This is a genomic window from Pandoraea apista (genome assembly GCF_001465595.2).
Taxonomy (GTDB): domain Bacteria; phylum Pseudomonadota; class Gammaproteobacteria; order Burkholderiales; family Burkholderiaceae; genus Pandoraea; species Pandoraea apista.
In genome coordinates this window covers 34,614-54,364 of sequence record NZ_CP013481.2, presented here as the reverse complement: position 1 = coordinate 54,364, position 19,751 = coordinate 34,614, and the positions used below count along the sequence as shown (strand labels likewise).

General features: G+C 63.7%; 14 protein-coding genes. 11 read left to right on the top strand and 3 right to left on the bottom strand.

Annotated elements, in window-relative coordinates; translation table 11 throughout:
• The first annotated feature begins 3 nt into the window (after positions 1-3).
• The 5 genes from AT395_RS00210 (at position 4) to AT395_RS00190 (ending at position 5,498) form a co-directional block, all read left to right on the top strand.
• Positions 4-906, top strand: coding sequence for a LysR substrate-binding domain-containing protein (locus tag AT395_RS00210; protein WP_042113649.1), 903 nt, complete (start codon positions 4-6; stop codon positions 904-906).
• Between the two features lie 239 nt (positions 907-1,145).
• Positions 1,146-2,426: an MFS transporter gene (locus tag AT395_RS00205; protein WP_042113650.1), complete on the top strand. Its 1,281-nt coding sequence runs from the start codon at positions 1,146-1,148 to the stop codon at positions 2,424-2,426.
• Positions 2,427-2,490: 64 nt separating this feature from the next.
• Positions 2,491-3,720, top strand: coding sequence for a metal-dependent hydrolase family protein (locus AT395_RS00200; RefSeq protein ID WP_048628390.1), 1,230 nt, complete (start codon positions 2,491-2,493; stop codon positions 3,718-3,720).
• 249 nt (positions 3,721-3,969) lie between these two features.
• Positions 3,970-5,127 (top strand): hypothetical protein, encoded by a 1,158-nt coding sequence (locus AT395_RS00195; RefSeq protein WP_048628391.1) that lies wholly within the window; start codon positions 3,970-3,972, stop codon positions 5,125-5,127.
• Between the two features lie 59 nt (positions 5,128-5,186).
• On the top strand, positions 5,187-5,498 hold the full coding sequence (locus AT395_RS00190; RefSeq protein WP_048628392.1) for a hypothetical protein: 312 nt from the start codon (positions 5,187-5,189) through the stop codon (positions 5,496-5,498).
• A gap of 164 nt (positions 5,499-5,662) precedes the next feature.
• Here the strand turns inward: AT395_RS00190 and trpS are convergent, their stop codons facing one another.
• Together trpS and AT395_RS00180 are read right to left on the bottom strand one after the other, a co-directional pair.
• A complete protein-coding gene (gene trpS, locus AT395_RS00185) occupies positions 5,663-6,691 on the bottom strand; it encodes a tryptophan--tRNA ligase (protein WP_042113654.1) in 1,029 nt (342 codons plus the stop codon).
• A 288-nt stretch (positions 6,692-6,979) separates the two neighbouring features.
• Positions 6,980-10,597, bottom strand: coding sequence for an indolepyruvate ferredoxin oxidoreductase family protein (locus tag AT395_RS00180; protein WP_094068055.1), 3,618 nt, complete (start codon positions 10,595-10,597; stop codon positions 6,980-6,982).
• 223 nt (positions 10,598-10,820) lie between these two features.
• Here AT395_RS00180 and AT395_RS00175 point away from each other — a divergent pair, with 223 nt between their 5' ends.
• From AT395_RS00175 to AT395_RS00150, 6 genes are all read left to right on the top strand, one after another.
• The gene (locus AT395_RS00175) at positions 10,821-11,282 is read left to right on the top strand and encodes an Lrp/AsnC family transcriptional regulator (protein WP_010806630.1); all 462 of its coding nucleotides are present in this window, start codon (positions 10,821-10,823) and stop codon (positions 11,280-11,282) included.
• Positions 11,283-11,828: 546 nt separating this feature from the next.
• Entirely contained in the window at positions 11,829-14,198 is a 2,370-nt protein-coding gene (locus AT395_RS00170; protein WP_414813079.1) for a TonB-dependent hemoglobin/transferrin/lactoferrin family receptor, read from the top strand.
• Between the two features lie 114 nt (positions 14,199-14,312).
• Positions 14,313-15,431 carry a hemin-degrading factor gene (locus tag AT395_RS00165; RefSeq protein WP_048628393.1) on the top strand — a complete coding sequence of 373 codons (1,119 nt, stop codon included), beginning with the start codon at positions 14,313-14,315 and terminating at the stop codon, positions 15,429-15,431.
• A complete protein-coding gene (locus tag AT395_RS00160; RefSeq protein WP_082164710.1) occupies positions 15,428-16,408 on the top strand; it encodes a heme/hemin ABC transporter substrate-binding protein in 981 nt (326 codons plus the stop codon). Before AT395_RS00165 ends, AT395_RS00160 begins: the two co-directional genes overlap by 4 nt.
• Positions 16,409-16,533: 125 nt before the next feature.
• Entirely contained in the window at positions 16,534-17,682 is a 1,149-nt protein-coding gene (locus tag AT395_RS00155; RefSeq protein WP_042113657.1) for a FecCD family ABC transporter permease, read from the top strand.
• Positions 17,683-17,713: 31 nt separating this feature from the next.
• Complete coding sequence (locus tag AT395_RS00150) at positions 17,714-18,574, top strand: heme ABC transporter ATP-binding protein (RefSeq protein WP_042113658.1); 861 nt, start codon at positions 17,714-17,716, stop codon at positions 18,572-18,574.
• Positions 18,575-18,647: 73 nt separating this feature from the next.
• On the opposite strand, the gene AT395_RS00145 is transcribed toward AT395_RS00150, so the two are convergent.
• Positions 18,648-19,634, bottom strand: a complete 987-nt coding sequence (locus tag AT395_RS00145) for a delta(1)-pyrroline-2-carboxylate reductase family protein (protein ID WP_048628394.1) — start codon at positions 19,632-19,634, stop codon at positions 18,648-18,650.
• Positions 19,635-19,751: the final 117 nt, after the last annotated feature.

Genomic DNA, 19,751 nt, shown 5'->3' with positions numbered 1-19,751 from the left:
CGCATGCCGATTTCGCCGTTGCCGCCGCTGCATTGCCTGATCGCTTTCGACGCCGCCGTGCGGCACGCGAGCTTCACCCGGGCCGCAGCGGAGCTGAACCTCACGCAAAGCGCCGTGAGCCGCCAGATCGCGCAGCTCGAGGAATTCCTCGGCCGCGCGCTCTTCACGCGCGAACATCGCACGCTGCGGCTGACGGTGGCCGGGCAACGCTATGCCGAGCAGATTCAGCGTCTGCTTGGCGAGTGCGCCGAAGCCACCGCCGACCTGATGAAGCGGCGCGGCGATCTTGAACTCACCGTGGCCTGCTCGTCGGGGGTGGCTGTGTTGTGGATGACCCCACAACTCATGCGCTTTCGCGCGGCCCATCCCGATATCAAGATTCGCGTGATCGTGAAAGACGGCATTACGTCGCTATCCGCGTCGGAGTTCGATCTCGGCGTCTATTACGTACGTAACGACCTGCCACCGGACTTCGCCGGCCGGCGTCTCTTCGACGAGGAGGTCTTCCCCGTCTGCTCCCCCGCCTATCTCAACGGACGCACACTCAAACCCGCCGATCTTGTCAACGAAACGCTGTTGCTGATCGAAGACGGCCAGCGCAAATGGATGTCATGGCCCGACTGGTTCGAGCTGCAAGGGGTCAGCGCCGCGAAATTCCCACGCATGGTGAGCGCCAATTACTACCCGTTGCTCGTGCAGATGGCTATCGAGGGCGGCGGCATGGTGATGGGGTGGCGTCACATGATCGATCCGTGTCTTGACGCCGGGCTGCTCGTTCGCGCCTGCGAAGCAACCGCGAGTCTGGGCGGCGGCTACTACCTCGTGTGGCCTGCCGAACGCCACGAGCATGCCGCAGCACGAATTTTCCGAAACTGGATTTATTCAGAAACGCGTTTCCCATCATAGGGGTTACGTGACATTTCGGAAGTTGCCATGCGCTGCACGCATGGCAACATGCGGAATTATCGTTTGGCCTGTCATTTTGTCTGCACTACTTTGTGTGTCATCCGCGCACGTTGATTGCAGCCGCCGGCACGCTTTGGCCCGGCGTCGGCAAACGTGATTCGACAAAAAGCAGGCGTATTACCGGCATGACGTGAAAGCAAAGCACGCAACGGACGCCACCCATCCTCCGGGAGACCCAGATGCAGGCGACCTACGCAGTGCCTCAAGACAATATGGCCCGTCAGCGCCGTCACGCGATCGTGGCGACGGTGATCGGCAACGGTCTTGAATGGTTCGACTTCACCGTCTATAGCTTCTTCGCGGCCATTATCGCGAAGCAGTTCTTCCCCACCGGCGACGATCTGTCGTCGTTCCTGCTCGCGGTTGCGACCTTCGGCGTGGGCTTTTTCATGCGCCCGGTCGGCGGCATCGTGCTCGGTATCTATTCCGACCGCGTGGGCCGCAAGGCAGCTCTCTCGCTCACTATTCTGCTCATGGCCGCCGGCACCGCAATGATCGGCCTGGCCCCGACCTACGACCAGATCGGGCTCGCTGCGCCCCTCATCATCGTGCTGGCGCGTCTGCTGCAAGGCTTCTCGGCCGGCGGTGAAATGGGCGGCGCAACGGCGTTCCTGACCGAGTATGCGCCCGCCAATCAGCGGGCCTACTACTCGGCATGGATTCAATCGAGCATCGGCTTCGCCGTGCTGCTCGGCGCCGCCGTGGGCACGTTCGTGACCACGGAACTGGACAAGGCCTCGCTCGAATCGTGGGGCTGGCGCGTGCCGTTCATCGTTGGCATGCTCATCGGTCCGGTCGGCTTCTACATTCGTAACAAGATCGACGAAACGCCAACGTTCCAGCACGCCGAGAAATCGGATACGCCGTTGCGCGACGTGTTCTCGCAGTATCCGCGCGAAACGCTCGCCAGTTTCTCCATGGTCGTGCTGTGGACGATCTGCACCTACGTGCTGCTCTTCTACATGCCGACGTATGCCCAGCGCGTGCTCAAGCTGCCGGCGTCGTACGGTTTTACGGCCGGCATGGTCGGCGGCGCGATGATTCTGGTGTTCGCACCGGTAGTGGGACGCCTGGCGGATCGCTACGGCCGCCGTCCGTTCCTGTCGGGGTCGGCACTGCTGATTCTGTTGCTCGCATGGCCGATGTTCACGTACTTGAATGTCGCGCCGGGTCTGCCGTCTCTGCTCACGTTCCAGATCGTGTTCGGCCTGCTCATCGCCTGCTATACCGGCCCGATTCTCGCGGCGTTCGCCGAGCTGTTCCCGGCGAAGGTGCTCTCGACGGGTCTCTCGGTGGCCTACAACTTCGCTGTGACGATCTTCGGCGGCTTTGCTGCGCTCATCATCACGTGGCTGATTGCCCGCACGGGCAGCAACATGGCGCCAGCGATCTACGTGATCATCGCCGCCGCCATCAGCCTGATCGGCACGCGCTTCGTGAAGCCGCTCCCCAAGGCCTGAGTTTTCTCTCATCAAGGCGCGCCCTCACCGGCGCGCCTTATGTCTTTTGCAAGGAACTCCCCCCATGTCCGTTATCCTGCTTCGCGGCGGCAATGTGCTCGATGCGGCCGCCGGCCGTCTGCTCGAACGTCACGACGTTGCTATCGAGGGCAATCGCATCACCGCAGTGAGCGCCACACCGCTCGATATTGACGGCGCCACGGTGATCGACGTCACCGGCAAAACTGTCATGCCCGGCATGATCGACTGCCACGTGCATGTGCTTGCCTCGCATCCCAATCTGGGCACGAACGCCAGTCAGCCGAACGTGCTCACCGTGCTCAAGTCGCTGCCGATCATGCAAGGCATGCTGAACCGCGGCTTTACGACGGTGCGCGATGCCGGCGGTGCCGACTGGGCGCTGCAACAGGCCATCGAACAAGGTGTGATTCCCGGCCCGCGCATTTTTCCGTCGGGCAAGGCGCTCTCGCAAACGGGCGGTCACGGCGACTTCCGTCCGCGCGGCGATACGCTCGAGCCGTGCTCGTGTGCGTTCCGCGCCGGAGCGATCGGCCGTGTGGTGGATGGCGTCGACCCGATTCGCCTCGCCGTGCGTGAGGAAATCCAGAAAGGTGCCACGCAGATCAAGTTGATGGCCTCGGGCGGTGTGGCGTCGCCGGTCGATCCCATCGCCAATACGCAGTATTCAGAAGACGAAATCCGCGCAGCGGTGGCTGAAGCCGAAGCGGCGCAAACCTATGTGATGGCGCACGCCTATACCCCGCGTGCGATTGCGCGCGCCGTGCGTTGCGGTGTGCGCACCATCGAGCACGGCAATCTGTGCGACGCCGAAACGGCCAAACTCATGGCCGAGAAAGGCGCATACGTCGTGCCCACGCTAGTCACGTACGATGCACTCGCCAAGGACGGCGCGTCGCTGGGCCTGCCGCCGGAATCGGTCGCAAAGGTGGAGAGCGTGCAGCGCGCGGGCCGTGAATCGCTGTCGATTTATCGCGACGCAGGCGTGAAGATGGGCTTCGGCTCCGATCTGCTTGGCGACATGCACAAGTATCAGTCGGACGAGTTGACGATCCGCGCCGATGTGCTCGGCACGGCCGACACACTGCGCTCGGCGACGGTCATCGGGGCGGAAATTCTGAATCGCGTCGGCGAACTGGGTGTGATCGCACCGGGTGCACTCGCCGACGTGCTGGTCGTCGACGGAAATCCGCTCGAATCGATCGAGGTGCTCACCGGTCAGGGCGAAGGTATCCACTGGGTCTTCAAGGACGGCAAGATCGCCAAGCAACCGTAACCTGCGGGAGTCGGTGCCGCGGTAACGGGCAAAGTCCTCTTGCTCGGGTACCGGCGTCAAATTGGGTCAGGTGATCGGAAACGCCGCGATGTCTTGCACATCGCGGCGTTTCTTTATTTGCCGGCAACATTGCCGCTGCGGAGGGCTTGGCGGCACCTCGTTTACAACAATCCGCAAAGCGAATAAAAAGCGCGGGGCGACAACGCTGCATAGACTCCGGGGAATGTTGTCGAAGGAGGGTCCCCCCCCATGAAGCTCGTTCCGCAAAACTACATCTCCCTCGGCTTTGACGCCGTCCCGCCGCCGTGGCCATCCGACAAATCCTCTGTATCGCCCGATTGGCGGCATGTCGGCGTTCGGCAGCACGCGCCGGTCCTTGGCGAAGTCTCCCCCTCCGCCGATGCCTCACCGACCATCGACACACTCCGCGAGAGCATTCTCGAGAGTTTCGCCACCATCAAACGCGACTGGAATGCTGCGGCACAAACGGTCTCGCCGGCGGCAGTGCGTGGAAAATTGTCTGACGAGTACGGTGTCATTCTCCGGCTGTCCGAAGCTGTCGCCATGCAGCCGGCGTCCGATCTCCTCGGCATCGACGGGCTGATCCGCCTGTTCGAAGGCGCCGTCGACAATATCTGCACCGCGCGCGACATTTCCCTCACCAAGTTCACGATCAGACGTGTCGACTCGCAACGCTCGATCTCCGATCCCGTGCAACTCATGCCGAAAGCGCGGGCCGCGCTGGAAGCGCTGGGGCACCTGAAAGCCGCGCTCGACACCATGGTTTGCGCTTCATCGGCACGGCGGCTGCTGGAAGACAAGCGCGAGGCACTGGACGGCGCGAAGATGACGCCGGAGGCGCTCAAACAAGCCAAGGCGGAGTTGCACGCGGCGTTTGAAGTCACGGGCAATCTGCTCAGCAAGACCGAGCCACTGATTCATCATTACCTGACGCAAGCGCAGCTCGCCATTCCGGCCGAAAAGCGGCGATGGAAGACAAAGATCGCGATCCTCGCCACGTTCCTTGTCATCACCGTATCGCTGGGGGTCGCATCGATAGTCGTTCCGGCGCTGTTGCCTGCGCTGGCGGGACTCGCGCTCGGGCTGAAGTTCGCTACGACGGGCATGGGCATCGTGACCGCGCTGAACGGGATCTGTAACGTCTTCGCTTACGCACGCAATCGCGGCTGGAGTCAGCTATCGACCGAAATCACTGCGGTGAAGAACCTGAATGACGCCGTCAATCGCGGCATAGAAGCCAGACATGGGCTTCACCAATCCGGCGCGACAACGCAGATACAAGAGCGCCTCGACAAGATCAATCACGACATCACACACGCCACGCATCATCAGCACGCACTCGATCGAAAACTCGACACGCTCGACCATGTCCCAATGAAAAACTGATTTTGACTACGGGCCGAGGTTCGGAGATCGTCAATTCACCAAGAGGAGATAAACCCATCATGCGTCCAATCAATAATGCGTCTTTTGCACCGACGACGAATCCGGGACAAAGCTATCTGGCCATTGCCGCCCAAGGCCGACTGAGCGACTCCATTACCGAGGCCGAAGCCGGAATCGCGGCGCTTCTGGCGATGCAGAACGCCACCATCGCACGCCTCGATCGTCTCGCGGCCCTACAGGATGCGCGCCCTTTGAATCGGGCCACGTCGGCAGACAACGCACAATCGCGGCTATGCCGCGAATCGATGAAAAGCGACATGACACGATGCCAGTCGTGCGGCAACCTCGAAACGATCACCACACGGCTCTGACACGCTGTCCGCGCGCCAGCCGGTAGCGATTCGCCACCCCTGCGCTAACCCCCGGAGCCACGTCACGTGCAGCGCAAACAAAAAAGCAGCCCGGATGGGCTGCTTTTTTTGCCGATCACGTCGACGACATCGAAGCATCGGTTCGCAAACGAACCGACGTGGCCTTACTTCTTCCAGCCCGGCGTGACGAACACCGAGCGCACGTCCTCGAGCGTTTGCGAGACGGTTTCGCGTGCACGTTCGGTTCCTGCTCGCAGCATGTCCCAGACGAAGTCCGGATTCTTGGCGTATTCCTCACGACGCTCGCGCATCGGGCGCAGCATCTCCTGCAAGCGCTCTTCCAGACGCGCTTTCACCTTCGAGTCGGCCAGCCCGCCGCGCACATAGTGATCTTTGAGCGCCTGCAAGCCTTCCTTGTCCTCGTCGAAAGCGTCGAGATAGGCGAACGCGACGTTGCCTTCGAGGTGCCCCGGATCTTCCACCTTCAGATGCAACGGGTCGGTGTAGCACTTCTTCACGGCCGCGCGAATCTCGTCCGGCGTGGACGAAATATTGATCACGTTGCCCAGCGACTTGCTCATCTTGGCCTTGCCGTCGATGCCCGGCAAACGCCCGATCGGCGGCACCAGCGCCTTCGTTTCCACCAGAATCTCGCGATCCGCCAGACGATTCAGGCGACGCACGATTTCGTTCGTCTGCTCGATCATCGGCAACTGGTCTTCGCCCACCGGCACGAGCGTGGCGCGAAACGCCGTGATGTCTGCCGCCTGACTCACCGGATACGTGAGGAAGCCGGCCGGAATGTCGCGCTCGAAATTGCGCAGACCGATTTCCTGCTTGACGGTCGGATTGCGCTCCAACCGCGCGACCGTTACCAGGTTCAGATAGTAGAACGTGAGTTCGGTCAGCTCGGGCAACCAGGTCTGCACACAGATGGTCGTTACCGTCGGATCGATGCCCACGGCCAGGTAATCGAGCGCCACTTCCGAGACGTTGCGATGCACCTTGCCCCGATCGTCAGTGTTGTCGGTCAGGGCCTGTGCGTCGGCGACCAGAATGAACTGCTTGTACTCGTGCTGATACGCCACGCGGTTTTTCAGACTGCCGACATAGTGACCCAGATGCAGCGGCCCCGTCGGGCGGTCACCCGTGAGGATCACCTTGCGATCCGCAGGTGCCTTCGAAACACTCATTTTCCTCTCCGTAATCAAGCGCTTATGGCAATTCCCGATGCCTCGCGGGCGGTGGCCGGTTTCCCGTCGCCGCGCCACCTTCGGCCTCTGGTTCACCCAGTTGCGTCAACCGTAACCCCCGAATGGTAGCGCGTCGGCCCGATGACGGTACAGAAACGCACTCGGCACAGGTCGGCACGTTGTGCCGCAACACAGGGATGCGCCCATGAAAAACGGGGACCGTAGCCCCCGTTTCTCCCCATCGATGCGGTAACGCCGAACCGAATTCGGCGCTCAATACCTAGCGACTCAACGTGTCGTCACCACCGGAATGCCCTTGAGCGACTTGCCGCTGCTGCGCGCGTGCGCCAGCGCTTGTGCGACGGCGTCGCCGGTCGCCGGCGTCACATCGAGCCGCGCCGCAATCGTGGCTTCGACACGCTTGGCCATCGCCAGATTCGCGAGCTTCACGTGACCGTAGCCGCGAATCTTCGCCGGGGCTTCCGCCAGTGCGATCACATCGGTCAGTGTGTCGGCCGACAGACCCGCCAGCGCACGCTCCATCGTCGTGCGGTAGTCCGCGATCAACTGACGCTCCATACGGCGCTCCAGCGTGTAACCGAAGACGTCGAACACACCACCGCGCAAACCACGCAGCTTCGCCATGCCGCGCAGCACCGGCCACAACCACGGCCCGATGGTGACCTTCTTCGGCACGCCGCCGTCCTTGCCGCGCGCGATAAGCGGCGGCGCCATATGGAACTCGAGGCGGAAGTCGCGCCCCGGTTTGCCTTCGAAAGTCTCGCCCAGCGAATCGGCGAATGCCGTGTGCGCATACAGACGCGCCACTTCGTACTCGTCCTTGTACGCCATCAGACGCGACAATTGCTGTGCCACCGCACGCGACAAGCGGCCCGGCGCACCCGACACACGCGTCTCGGCATCGGCCACCTGCTTCACGAAGCTCGCGAACTGCGCTGCGTACGCCGCGTTCTGATACTGCGTGAGCAGATCCACGCGATGTGCGACCAGGGCGTCGAACGTCATGTCGTCGGCCACCGGCGCATGCACCGGGGCGTGCACCGACCTTGCCGTCGTCTCCGTCAACGCCGCCGGATCGCCGGCAGCCAACCGACCGATGGCCAGCGCCAACTGGTTCATCGGCACCGCCACGTTGTTCAGTTCGATAGCGCGTTGCAACGCCTGCAACGACACCGGCACCAGGCCCAGTTGCCACGCAAAGCCGAGCATGATGATATTCGCGCCCATCGTGTCGCCAAGGAAACGTTGCGCGAGCGCTTGCGCGTCGCAGGCGTCGAGTTTCGCGTTGCCCGCTGCGTGATGCATCTTCGCGAGCAGTGCGTCGGCATGCAGATTCGCATCGGGGTTCTGCACGAACGTCGCATTCGGAATCGCGTGCGTGTTCACGACCACACGCGTGCGGTCGCGGCGTACGGTTTGCAGCGCGTCGGCGCTGGCACCCACGACCATGTCGCACGCGAGCAGCACGTCGGCCTGCTGCGTATCGATGCGCACCTGATTGAGCGCCTGTGGCGTGTTGGCGAAGCGCACGAACGACAGCACGGCGCCGCCCTTCTGCGCGAAGCCCATGAAATCGAGTACCGAAGCGCTCTTGCCTTCCAGGTGCGCGGCCATCGTGATGAGTGCGCCGATCGTCACCACGCCGGTGCCGCCCACGCCCGTGACCATGATGTCGAACGGCGCATCGCCTGCGAGCGCAACCGGCTGCGGCAATGCGTTCAGACGTCCTTCAAAGGCGGCCTGATCGAAGGCGGCGGCTAGCGCCTTCTTCAACTGCGCGCCCTTGACCGACACGAAGCTCGGGCAGAAGCCATTCACGCAGGAGAAGTCCTTGTTGCACGACGATTGATCGATGCGACGCTTGCGCCCCAGCGCGGTTTCCACCGGCTCGACAGACAGACAGTTCGACGCCACGCCGCAGTCGCCGCAGCCTTCGCAAACGGCTTCGTTGATGAACAGACGGCGATCCGGATTCGGGAACTCGTTTTTCTTCCGACGGCGACGTTTCTCGGCCGCACACGTCTGATCGTAGATGAGCACGGTTGCGCCGGGAATCTCGCGCAGTTCTCGCTGCACGGCGTCGAGTTCGCTACGGTGATGGAACGTCGTGCCCTTCGGGAACTGACCTTCGTGACCGATGTACTTCTCGGGTTCGTCGCTCACCACGACCAGTTTGGCAATCCCTTCGGCTTCGACCTGACGCGCGATCTGCGGCACCGAAATCGAGCCGTCGACCGGCTGACCGCCCGTCATTGCCACGGCGTCGTTATAGAGAATCTTGTAGGTGATGTTCGCCTTCGACGCCACTGCCTGACGAATCGCGAGCAGACCGGAGTGGAAATACGTGCCGTCGCCCAGATTCTGGAAGACGTGAGGACGTTTGGTGAAGTGCGAGTGCGCGGCCCAGTCCACCCCTTCACCGCCCATCTGAATCAGCCCCGTGGTGTCGCGGTCCATCCACGACGCCATGAAATGACAGCCGATACCCGCCTGCGCGATGGAGCCTTCCGGCACCTTCGTCGACGTGTTGTGCGGGCAACCGGAGCAGAAGTACGGCACGCGACGCACGCCGTCTGCCGCGTTCGACAGAATCTCGTGCGCAACGAGATCGACCACACGCTCGCGACGATCCAGCGCCGGGCGATGCTTCGCCAGCCACTCGGCGAACACCGGCAGCACACGCGACGGACGCAATTCGCCCAGCGCGGAGAGCAGCGCACGGCCTTCGGCGTCGGTCTTGCCGAGCACGATCGGGCGCGTGCCCGTAGTGCGGTTGTAGAGGTACTGCTTGATCTGCTGCTCGACGACCGGGCCCTTCTCCTCGATCACGAGAATTTCCTTCAGCCCCGCGACGAAAGTGTCCAGACGCGACAGGTCGAGCGGGAACGACAACCCGACCTTGTAGATGCGCACACCGGCGGCCGCGAGATCGTCGACGGTGATGTCCAGACGCCGCAGCGTCTCCATCAGGTCGAGATGCGCCTTGCCGCACGTCACGATACCGATGTCGGCGTCTGGCGCCGGGGCAATCCATTTGTCGATGCTGTTCACGCGGGAGAACGCACGCACGGCGTCGAGCTTGTCGGCCAGACGCGCCTCCAGCGCGAGGCTCGGCAGATCGGGCCAGCGGTTGTGCAGGCCACCGGCGGGTTCCACGTAGTCGAGCGGCTCGGCCCAGTCCGTGCGAATCTTGTCGAGATCGACGGTACCCCGCGATTCGACCGTCTCGGAGATCGCCTTGAGTCCCGCCCACGCGCCCGAGAAGCGCGACAGCGCATAGCCGTAAAGACCGAATTCGACGAGCTCGCCAATGTCGGCCGGGTTGAGCACCGGCATGCTCCACGACATCATCGTGAAGTCGCTCTGGTGCGGCATCGACGACGAAACGCAGCCGTGATCGTCGCCCGCCACCACGAGCACGCCACCGTGACGCGAGGCGCCATAGGCGTTGCCGTGCTTGAGCGCGTCGCCCGCACGGTCCACGCCCGGGCCCTTGCCGTACCACATGCCGAACACGCCCTCGACCGTGCGCTCAGGGTCGGCTTCCACACGTTGCGTGCCCATGACAGCCGTGCCGCCCAACTCTTCGTTGATGGCCGGCAGGAACTTGACGTTAGCCGCATCGAGCAGCTTCTTCGCCTTCCACAACTGCTGGTCCACCCCGCCGAGCGGCGAGCCTCGATACCCGCTGATGAAGCCCGCCGTGTTCAGACCGCGCGCGGCGTCGAGCTGGTGTTGCATCAGCAGAATGCGCACGAGCGCCTGCGTGCCGGTCAGGAAAATCTGCCCGCGACGCGCGGTGAGTGCGTCGGAAAGCTGGTAATCGGGATGGGCCAGAGGGTTGGCCGTCGGCGTCGCAAGCGCGGCGCGCATGGGGGCATTCATTGGGTATCTCCTGATCCCCGCGACCGGCACCGGACGGATGCGACCGTGTGTCGGCCGTGCTTCGGGGGCATTTGTTCTGTTCGTCTCAACGCACTGGCCGCATAGGGCGGGCACGCGTTGGTATGCAAGCAGTGTATGGGGAGGCAGGAGAAAGATTTTTACTATTTCACTCCTTTCAGCGCACAATAAGAAATGTTCATTTCGAAAAATGCGATTTTAGAAAATGGAATTACTCGATAACTTTGCCCGTCAGATCCTGCGCCTCTTGCAGATCGACTCGCGCCGCTCGGCGCAAGAACTGTCCGAAAACGTGGGGCTGTCGGCCACACCTTGCTGGCGACGCATCAAGGACATGGAGCAGAGCGGCGTGATTCAGCGCTACACGGTGCTGCTCGACCGGGAAAAGCTGGGCCTGCATGTGTGTGCACTGGCGCATGTGCAGCTCACGCGCCACACCGAGGGCGGCACGGAGCAGTTCGAGCGCGAAATCCGCACCTGCCCGGAAGTGACCGAGTGCTACAGCACCACGGGCGAGGCCGACTACATCCTCAAGATCGTGGCGCCTGACATCAAGGCTTACGACGCTTTTCTGCACGAGCACATCTTCCGTCTGCCCGCCGTAGCCAACGTGAAAACCAGCGTTGTGCTGCGCGAGATCAAGTTCGATACCAGCCTGCCGATCTGACCGGCACAGGCACCGCGATAAATCGGAACGTTCCCTGTTGCAAGGCAAAGAATTCTCAGATGCGGCGTTCCTGACAACTTACTGCGTACGTGGTCGGGGCACATTGATGCCGAGCGATTTCTGGGAAAGTGTCTGGAGCATCCACGCTTCGTTCGCGTGTCGCCGACGTCCCCACCGTTAGACAGCACAACGTAAAACGGAAAGCTCTCCGAACCTTCCTATTTGTTGACATTGCACGACATTCCCCTTGACGTGCCAACGCTTCTCCGATAAAAATGCAAATGATTCTCATTTAAGTTCTTCGTCCCAAGGCCGAATATCCGCGGCCGGGTGGCACGAGATTTTTTCGCCAGCCGCGCCTGCCAGCGTGTTTTTCAGCGTCGATCATGATGCTGTCGACACGCCGATTGCCACCAGCGCTCGCCAGCCAGAAACGGGGTTTTCTAGTACTGGGAGCCAGCAGTGAAGCAGTCGTCGAGCGGCGGGGGCCGCGCCTTTGTTATGTCCACGCGCCGGGAATACGGCGCCAACGGTTCGATCCGTGCCATGCGTGGCAACGGGCGTCGAGCCGAAGCCTCGCGACGTCAATCGGCGCGCGAGCCACGTCGGCGTCTGCACCCGCTTGCAGGCGCGGTGCTTGCCGCGTTCTGGCTGCCTGCCGCTTTCGCCCAGCAGGCCCCGGCAGAGGGTTCGGCGCAGCCGTCCAGGCCTGCCCAGACCCTTCAACTCGCGCAGGCATCGCCCAACGCACCGTTGCAGCTCGCCGAAGCCAACCTGCGCGAGGTGAACGTGACGGCGACGCGCACACCCACCGAAGCGGAACGCACGCCAGCGTCCATTTCGGTTATTACCGATCGGGATCTCGAAGAGCAACAGGCGCAAGACATCAAGGAAGCACTGCGCTACGAGCCCGGTGTGACGGTGCGACGCGCGCCGTATCGTCCCGCCTCGGCAGCGGCCGGCGGCGGTCGCGACGGCAATTCGAGCATCAACATCCGGGGTCTCGAAGGCAACCGCGTGGCGCTCTTCGAAGACGGCATCCGCATGCCCTCCTCGTACTCGTTCGGCCCGCTCGAAGCGGGCCGTGGCGACTACATGAGCATGGACCTGCTGCGCCGCATCGAAATCCTGCGCGGCCCGGCATCGTCGCTGTACGGCAGCGACGGCCTCACCGGTGTCGTCAACTTCCTCACCAAAGATCCGCAAGACCTGCTCGACGTGTTCGGCAAGTCGACCTACTTCTCGCTGCGCCCGTACTACAACTCGATGGACCGCAGCTTCGGCACCACGGCTCAGGCCGCGTGGGGTGGCGAACAGTGGCAGGGCATGGTGATCGTCGACGGCAACAAAGGGCACGAACTCGACGGCAAGGGCTCGAACAACTCCGCCAGCACCTCGCGCACCACCGCCAACCCGCAGGACAGCAATGGCGATTCCGTGCTCGGCAAACTGGTCTTCAAAGCCACGCCAAGCTCGACATTCAAGCTCACGGGCGAGACCGTGCGCCGCCGTGTGGACTCGAACGTTCTCTCGGCCGTCAATCCACCGACGACACTGGGCCTGAACACGAGCGACCGGCTCGAGCGCAATCGCGTCAGCCTCGACTACGACTTCAACGACGCCACGCAGGCCTACATCCAGAACGCGCACGCGCTGCTGTACTTCCAGGACGCGAAGAACAGTCAGTACGCGTACGAAAAACGCACAGCGGGCGACCGCACGCGCGACAACACGTACAAGGAGCGCACCGTCGGCGGCTCGCTGCAGGCGGAGAGCAACTTCGCGACCGGCCCGCTCAAACACAAGCTCGTGTACGGCACCGACGCCAGCCTCGCGTACATCACCAGCTATCGCAACGGCACCGTGCCGGGGGTAGGCGAGTCGTTCCCGAACAAGGCGTTCCCTGACACCGACTACACGCTGTTCGGTGCGTATCTGCAAGACGAAATCCGCTACGGCGCGCTCACCGTCACGCCGGGTATTCGCTACGACGCCTACTGGCTTTCGCCGAAGCAGAACGATCCGCTGTACGTATCGCAAACGACTTCGGGCGCACGCGTTCAACCGACCTCCTCGAACGATTCGGCGTTCTCGCCGCGTCTGGCGATCATGTACGAGATCGCACCGTCGCTGATTCCGTACGTGCAATATGCGCGCGGCTTCCGCACGCCCACACCGGATCAGGTCAACAACGGCTTCTCGAATCCGATCTTCGGTTATATGTCGATCGCAAATCCGAACCTCAAGCCGGAAACGAGCGACACGGTCGAGCTGGGTCTGCGCGGACGCCTCGCAACCACGCTCGGCCCAGTCACCTACAGCACGGCAGTCTTTGCAGGCAACTATCGCAACTTCATCTCGCAGCAGAACATCAGCGGCTCGGGCCGCCACAACGATCCGCTCATCTATCAGTACGTGAACTTCAGCCGTGCCCGCATTCAGGGCTGGGAAGGCCGCGCCGCGTGGGCGCTCAGAGGCGGCGTGACGTTGCGCACCGCCATGGCCTACACGCACGGCACCACGGAAGACAACGGCGCGGCCAATCAGCCGCTGAACACCGTGAACCCGTTCTCGATGGTGCTCGGCGTGCGTTACGAACCTAACAGCACGTGGTTCGCCCAGGCCGACCTGCTCTTCCAGGCCGCCAAGTCGCAAAGCGAGATCGCGAAGACCTGCACGTCGGGCATGCAACAAAACCAGAACTGCTGGGCGCCCCCGTCGTCGATCGTGCTCGATCTGTCGGGCGGTTATCACATCAACAAAAACGCCACGCTTTACGCGGGCGTCTACAACGTGTTCGACCGCAAGTACTGGAACTGGTCGGATGTGCGCAACATCGCCGAAAACTCGACCGTCAAGGACGCGTATTCGGCACCGGGCCGCAGCGTGGCTGTGAGCCTGAAGCTCCAGTACTGATCCCACCCATCGGATTGATTGTCGGAACTGCGCCGGCGCGCCCGCACTTCGTTAGTTCGACGCCCGCCGGCGCATGCCAGCCACTGCCAGCAAACTCGCAACAAAGGACTCGCCATGATGAACGCTCAAAACGCTACTTCCGCCGCCCGTCCGGCATTTCCCGCCCTCGCCGACGTGACCCGTCTGCGCAGCGAATTCCAACGTGTGAAGACCGAACAGAACCTGCGCGACCGCGACGCCGCCGCCGCGCTGGGTGTGTCCGAAGGCGAGACGGTTGCCGCTTTCGTCGGTGAGCACGTCGTGCGTCTGCGCCCGGATTTCATCGAGATCGTCGAAGCGCTGCCCGCACTGGGCCGCGTCATGGCGCTCACGCGCAACAATGCCGCCGTGCACGAGAAAGACGGTCAGTACGAAAAGCTCTCCCACACGGGCACCATCGGCCTCGGCCTGGGCAAGGATCTCGACCTGCGTATCTTCTATCACCAGTGGGCCTTCGGTTACGCCGTCGAGACACCGGCGGAAAATGGTCCGCGCCGCTCGCTCCAGTTCTTCGACAAGGCCGGGACCGCCGTGCACAAGATGTTCCTGCGCGATCACAGCGATGTGGCAGCGTTCGACGCACTGGTTGCACGCTTTCGCGCCGAGGACCAGACACCCGGCCAGCATGTGGTCGCCGCCGAGGCTCCCAAGGCCGAAACGCCTGACGCCGACATCGACGTGGCTGCCTTCCAGCGCGACTGGCTGGCGATGACCGACACGCATCAGTTCTTCGACATGCTCAAGCGTCACGGCGTGTCGCGTGCACAAGCCCTGCGCCTGGCGCCCGAGGGCCATGCGCAAAAAGTGCCGGCCGCATCGGTGCGCACCCTGCTCGAGGACGCCGCCGGCACCGGACTGCCGATCATGGTATTTGTCGGCAATGCCGGCATGATCCAGATCCACACCGGCCCCGTGAAGCACATTCGCGTGATGGGACCGTGGGTCAACGTGCTCGATCCGGGCTTCAATCTGCATCTGCGCGAAGACCTGATCGACACGGCATGGATCGTGCGCAAGCCCACGTCCGACGGTATCGTCTCGTCGCTCGAATTGCTCGACGCCTCGGGCATGGTCATCGCCATGTTCTTCGGCGAGCGCAAGCCGGGTCAGGCCGAGCGCGAAGACTGGCGTGAAACGCTGGTGCGCGTGGAGGGTGCCGCAGGTTCGCAAGACGTTGCGGAGGCATTGGCATGAACCGGCCTCTCGCCTCCTTCGCGTCACACGAACCCCTCGGGCCGAGTGGCGCGCGCGGCGGGGCGCGTCGCGCATTGCTGACGGGAGGCGCCGCGCTGGCCGCCGGCGCATGGCTGGGCACGCTCGTGCCCGTCACGCTGGCCAACGCGGCCGCGTCTGCCGCTGAAGGTCAGGACAGCCTCGGTAAGGGCGGTCCCAAGCGCGTGGTCGTCGCCGGTGGCGCGCTCACCGAGATCGTCTACGCGCTCGGGGCGCAAGACCGCGTGATCGCCAACGATCTGACCAGCCTGTATCCGGAGGCCGCCACCAAGCTGCCCAAGATCGGCTATCTGCGCACGCTGTCGGCCGAAGGTGTCCTCTCGCTGCACCCCGACCTGCTGCTGGCCGGCGCGGAAGCGGGCCCGCCCAACGTGCTGTCGCAGATCGCGGCAGCCGGGGTGCCGGTCAAGCGCTTTACGCACGGCTATACCGCCGAACTCGTGCGCGACAACATTCGCGACGTGGCCGCCGCCCTGCGCATGAACGACGTCGGCGCTCGCGTAGCAAACCGCTTTACATCGGACTGGCTGCGCGTTCGCGATCAGGTCGAACAACGGTACGGCATTCAGCGACGTCCACGCGTGCTGTTCATCCTCGGCCATACAGGCAATCAGGTGATGGTCGCCGGTCAGGACACCGCCGCCAACGCCATGCTCGCCTATGCCGGCGCCGAGAACGCGTTGCGCGGTTTCAACGGCTACCGGCCGCTCACGGCGGAAGCGGCCGTCGCGGCGCAGCCCGACGTGCTGCTCACGACCACGACGGGCCCATCGCCCGCCGACCCTGCGGCAACGCTGCTCGCGCAGCCGGGTCTGGCGAATACGCCGGCGGGACGTGCCAAACGTGTCGTGAGCTTCGACGCCTTGTATCTGCTCGGCTTCGGTCCGCGCTTGCCGCAGGCGGTGGCCGATCTCGCGCAACGCGTGCACACCCCATGAATGGGCTGCGGCACGACGCGACGCGTTGCGTTGTTTAGCGCGATCGCTACGGCTATCAGGTAACACCGCGCCATCGTGCCAGCCAACGCCTTCCAGAAACCCGCCTATCGCCAGTGAACAAAGACATGTCAGCCGCGCCTCCGATTCCGAAGCCTTTGCCGTCCAGCCGTACCGGGCCAACGCACGCCTCGGCCACCTCTGCCACTGCACCGGCACAAGCCGGCGCGGCGCGCCGCCGCCCTGCGCGATGGATCGTGATGACCGTGCTTGTCGGATGGCTCGCTGTCGCGGTACTTGCCGCGCTGTGCGGCGGGGCATATCGCATTGCCCCTGACGAAGCCATCGTCGCGTTGTTCCGGGGCGCCACGGGTGACTTCGCACAGGATCAGGCGCGCAACGTCATGTTGCAGATCCGGCTGCCGCGCATCGTGCTCGGCATTCTGGTGGGCGCCGGATTCGGCGCCGCAGGCGCCGCGTTACAAGCCCTCTTTCGCAATCCGCTCGCCGACCCCGGACTTATCGGCGTGGCCAGCGGCGCAGCGCTCGGTGCGGCCGGTGTCATCGTGCTGGGCAGTGTCATGCTGCCGGCTGCGCTCGCCGCGTCGCTGGGCATCTGGATGCTGCCCGTGGCGGCGTTCATCGGTGCGCTCGGGGTCACGGCGCTCGTCTACCGGCTGGCGGCAGGACACGGACGCCTTGCGTTGCCGCTGCTGTTGCTCGCGGGCATCGCCATCAATGCGGTCTCCGGTGCCGCGATCGGCCTGCTGACTTACCTTGCCAACGATACGCAACTGCGCACGCTGACATTCTGGACGCTCGGTAGTCTGGGCGGCGCGCAATGGTCGATGCTCGCCGTGATCGTTTGGCCGGTCGCGCTGGGGGTCATCGCGCTCGCCACCCAGTGCCGCTCGCTCAACGCGCTATTGCTGGGCGAAGCCGAGGCGTTGCACCTCGGCGTTGCGGTGCAGTCGGTGAAGCGGCGCGTGATGGTGGCGTGCGCACTTTGTGTCGGCGCACTCGTCGCATCGAGCGGCATGATTGGCTTCATCGGCCTGATTGCACCGCATATCGTGCGTTTGGTGGTGGGCCCCGATCCGCGCGCGGTGCTGCCAGCGGCGGCGCTCTTCGGCGCGATCCTGACGTTGCTCGCCGATCTCGTTGCCCGCACCTGGGTGGCGCCGGCCGAGTTGCCGCTGGGCATTCTCACGGCACTGCTCGGGGCCCCGTTCTTTCTCATGCTGCTGTGGCGACGCCGCGGACAGTTCGGGCTGTGACCGCACCCGACCGACGACACAGGACATCGCTATGCTCAGTGCACACGACCTCACGATTGCTCACACCGATTCCCCCGTGCTCAACGGCTTGTCGCTCGATATCCGTCCCGGTGAACTGCTTGTGCTGCTCGGCCGGAATGGCGCGGGCAAGAGCACCCTGCTCAAGGCACTCGCCGGTGAGCCACTGCCACCGCGCACGCATCTGAGCGGCGCCATTACGCTCAACGGTGCGCTACTTTCGCAATACACCACGGCGGCGCTTGCGCGTCTGCGTGCAGTACTGCCGCAAACGGCGCAGCTGTCGTTTCCGTTCAGCGCACTCGAAATCGTGACAATGGGACGTCTGCCCTTCCCGAGATCGCGCAGACGTGGCGACGCAGGTAAGCCATCGAAAAGCGATACGGAAATCGCAACGCTCGCACTGGAACGCGCCGGCGCACTTGCGCTACTGCATCGTGACGTGATGACGCTTTCCGGGGGTGAATGGGCGCGGGTGCAATTCGCGCGGGTGCTGGCTCAGCTTTGGCCTGACGACGACGCGCCAGCGCCATCGGTGCCTCGCTATCTGTTGCTCGACGAACCGACGGCGGCGCTCGACCTCGCGCACCAGCATCACCTGCTCTCGCTCACGCGGGAGCTTGCCAAAACGTGGGGGGTGGGCGCGATGGCGATCGTGCACGACGTGAATCTCGCGGCGCGTCACGCAGACCGCATGGCATTGCTCGCCAACGGACGCATTCTTGCCTCCGGCGCACCGCGCGAAGTCATGCAGGCCGAGCTGATCGAGACCACGCTGGGCTTGCCGGTGCATGTAATCACGCCGGAGGCGGCGCTGAGCTACCCGACGCCTGCCGGTGCTTCGGGCGGCATACCCTTCGCGCTACCGGCCTGAAGGAACAACGCGGTTCACACGTTTGCGCGAACCGCCTAACACCATTGCGTCATTGCGTGATCTCGTCCTCGCATCACGACGCGTGAAAATCGGACGCAGGCACACCGTCCTTCGCGAGGTTGGCGCGCGCGCACAGCACGGCCGCCAGATCCCACAACGCGTAGCCTACGCTCTTGAAAAGCACGGGGCCGCTCGATCGGAAACGGTCGGGTGTGATGATCGCGTCGAGAAGCGGTGCTGCACGGCCCCAGTCGATCGCCGCATGCAGCAGATCGCCGGCTTCGTGCTTGACCTCCCAGGTGTCGACGACGAGCGTGCCGCGCACGGCGGCGTCGCGGCACAACTGTGGCGGCAACTCGCGCATGTCCGGACGGAACGCGCCCACGCCGGCCACGAAGATGTCATCGCGCCAGCGATGCACGTCGCTATCGGGCAGCACCGGCTCACTGCTGGTCGTGGCGGTAATCACAATGCTCACGGTGCTCAGCACCGGTTCGATGGCGTCGATCACGGTGGCCTCCACCCCGAGGGTAGCGGCGTGATCCGCGAGCGCATGCGCGCGCTCCGGGCTGCGCGAGAAAATCATGAAATGCCGCGTACCCATCCCGGCGGCAAAGGCTTCGAGGTGCGCCCGTGCCTGCACGCCAGCGCCCACGATCAGCACGGGACCCTTCGGGCGCGGCGCAAATTTACGGGCGGCGAACAACGTCACTGCGGCAGTGCGGCGCCCCGTAATGGTCGGGCCGTCGAGCAACATCAAGCGTTCGCCCGTGTGCGGATCGAACACCATCACCTCACCGATGATGGACGGTTTGCCCGCACGGCAATTCTCGGGATGCACGGTGATGTGCTTGGTCATCGCGACGTCGCGATTGGCGGCAGGCATCACCAGCAGCACACCGCCACGGCGGCCGCGTTCAGGTTCGGACAGGGAAAAATGCAGACGCTCAGGGGCGCGCGCGGTGCCCGAGCGCATCTCCATGAGCATGGCCTCGATGCCGTCGGCCAACTGAGGATACGGCAGCAACTGCGCGGTTTGCCGCGCGTCCAGCGTGATCATCGATATGTCTCCGCTCCGGGGCGTGCGCCACTGACGGCAGGGTTTGCACTCGTCGCCGTTACATCGCGTCACGCATTGCCAAGTCTGATTTCAGTGTAGCGCGCATCGCGTGGACGC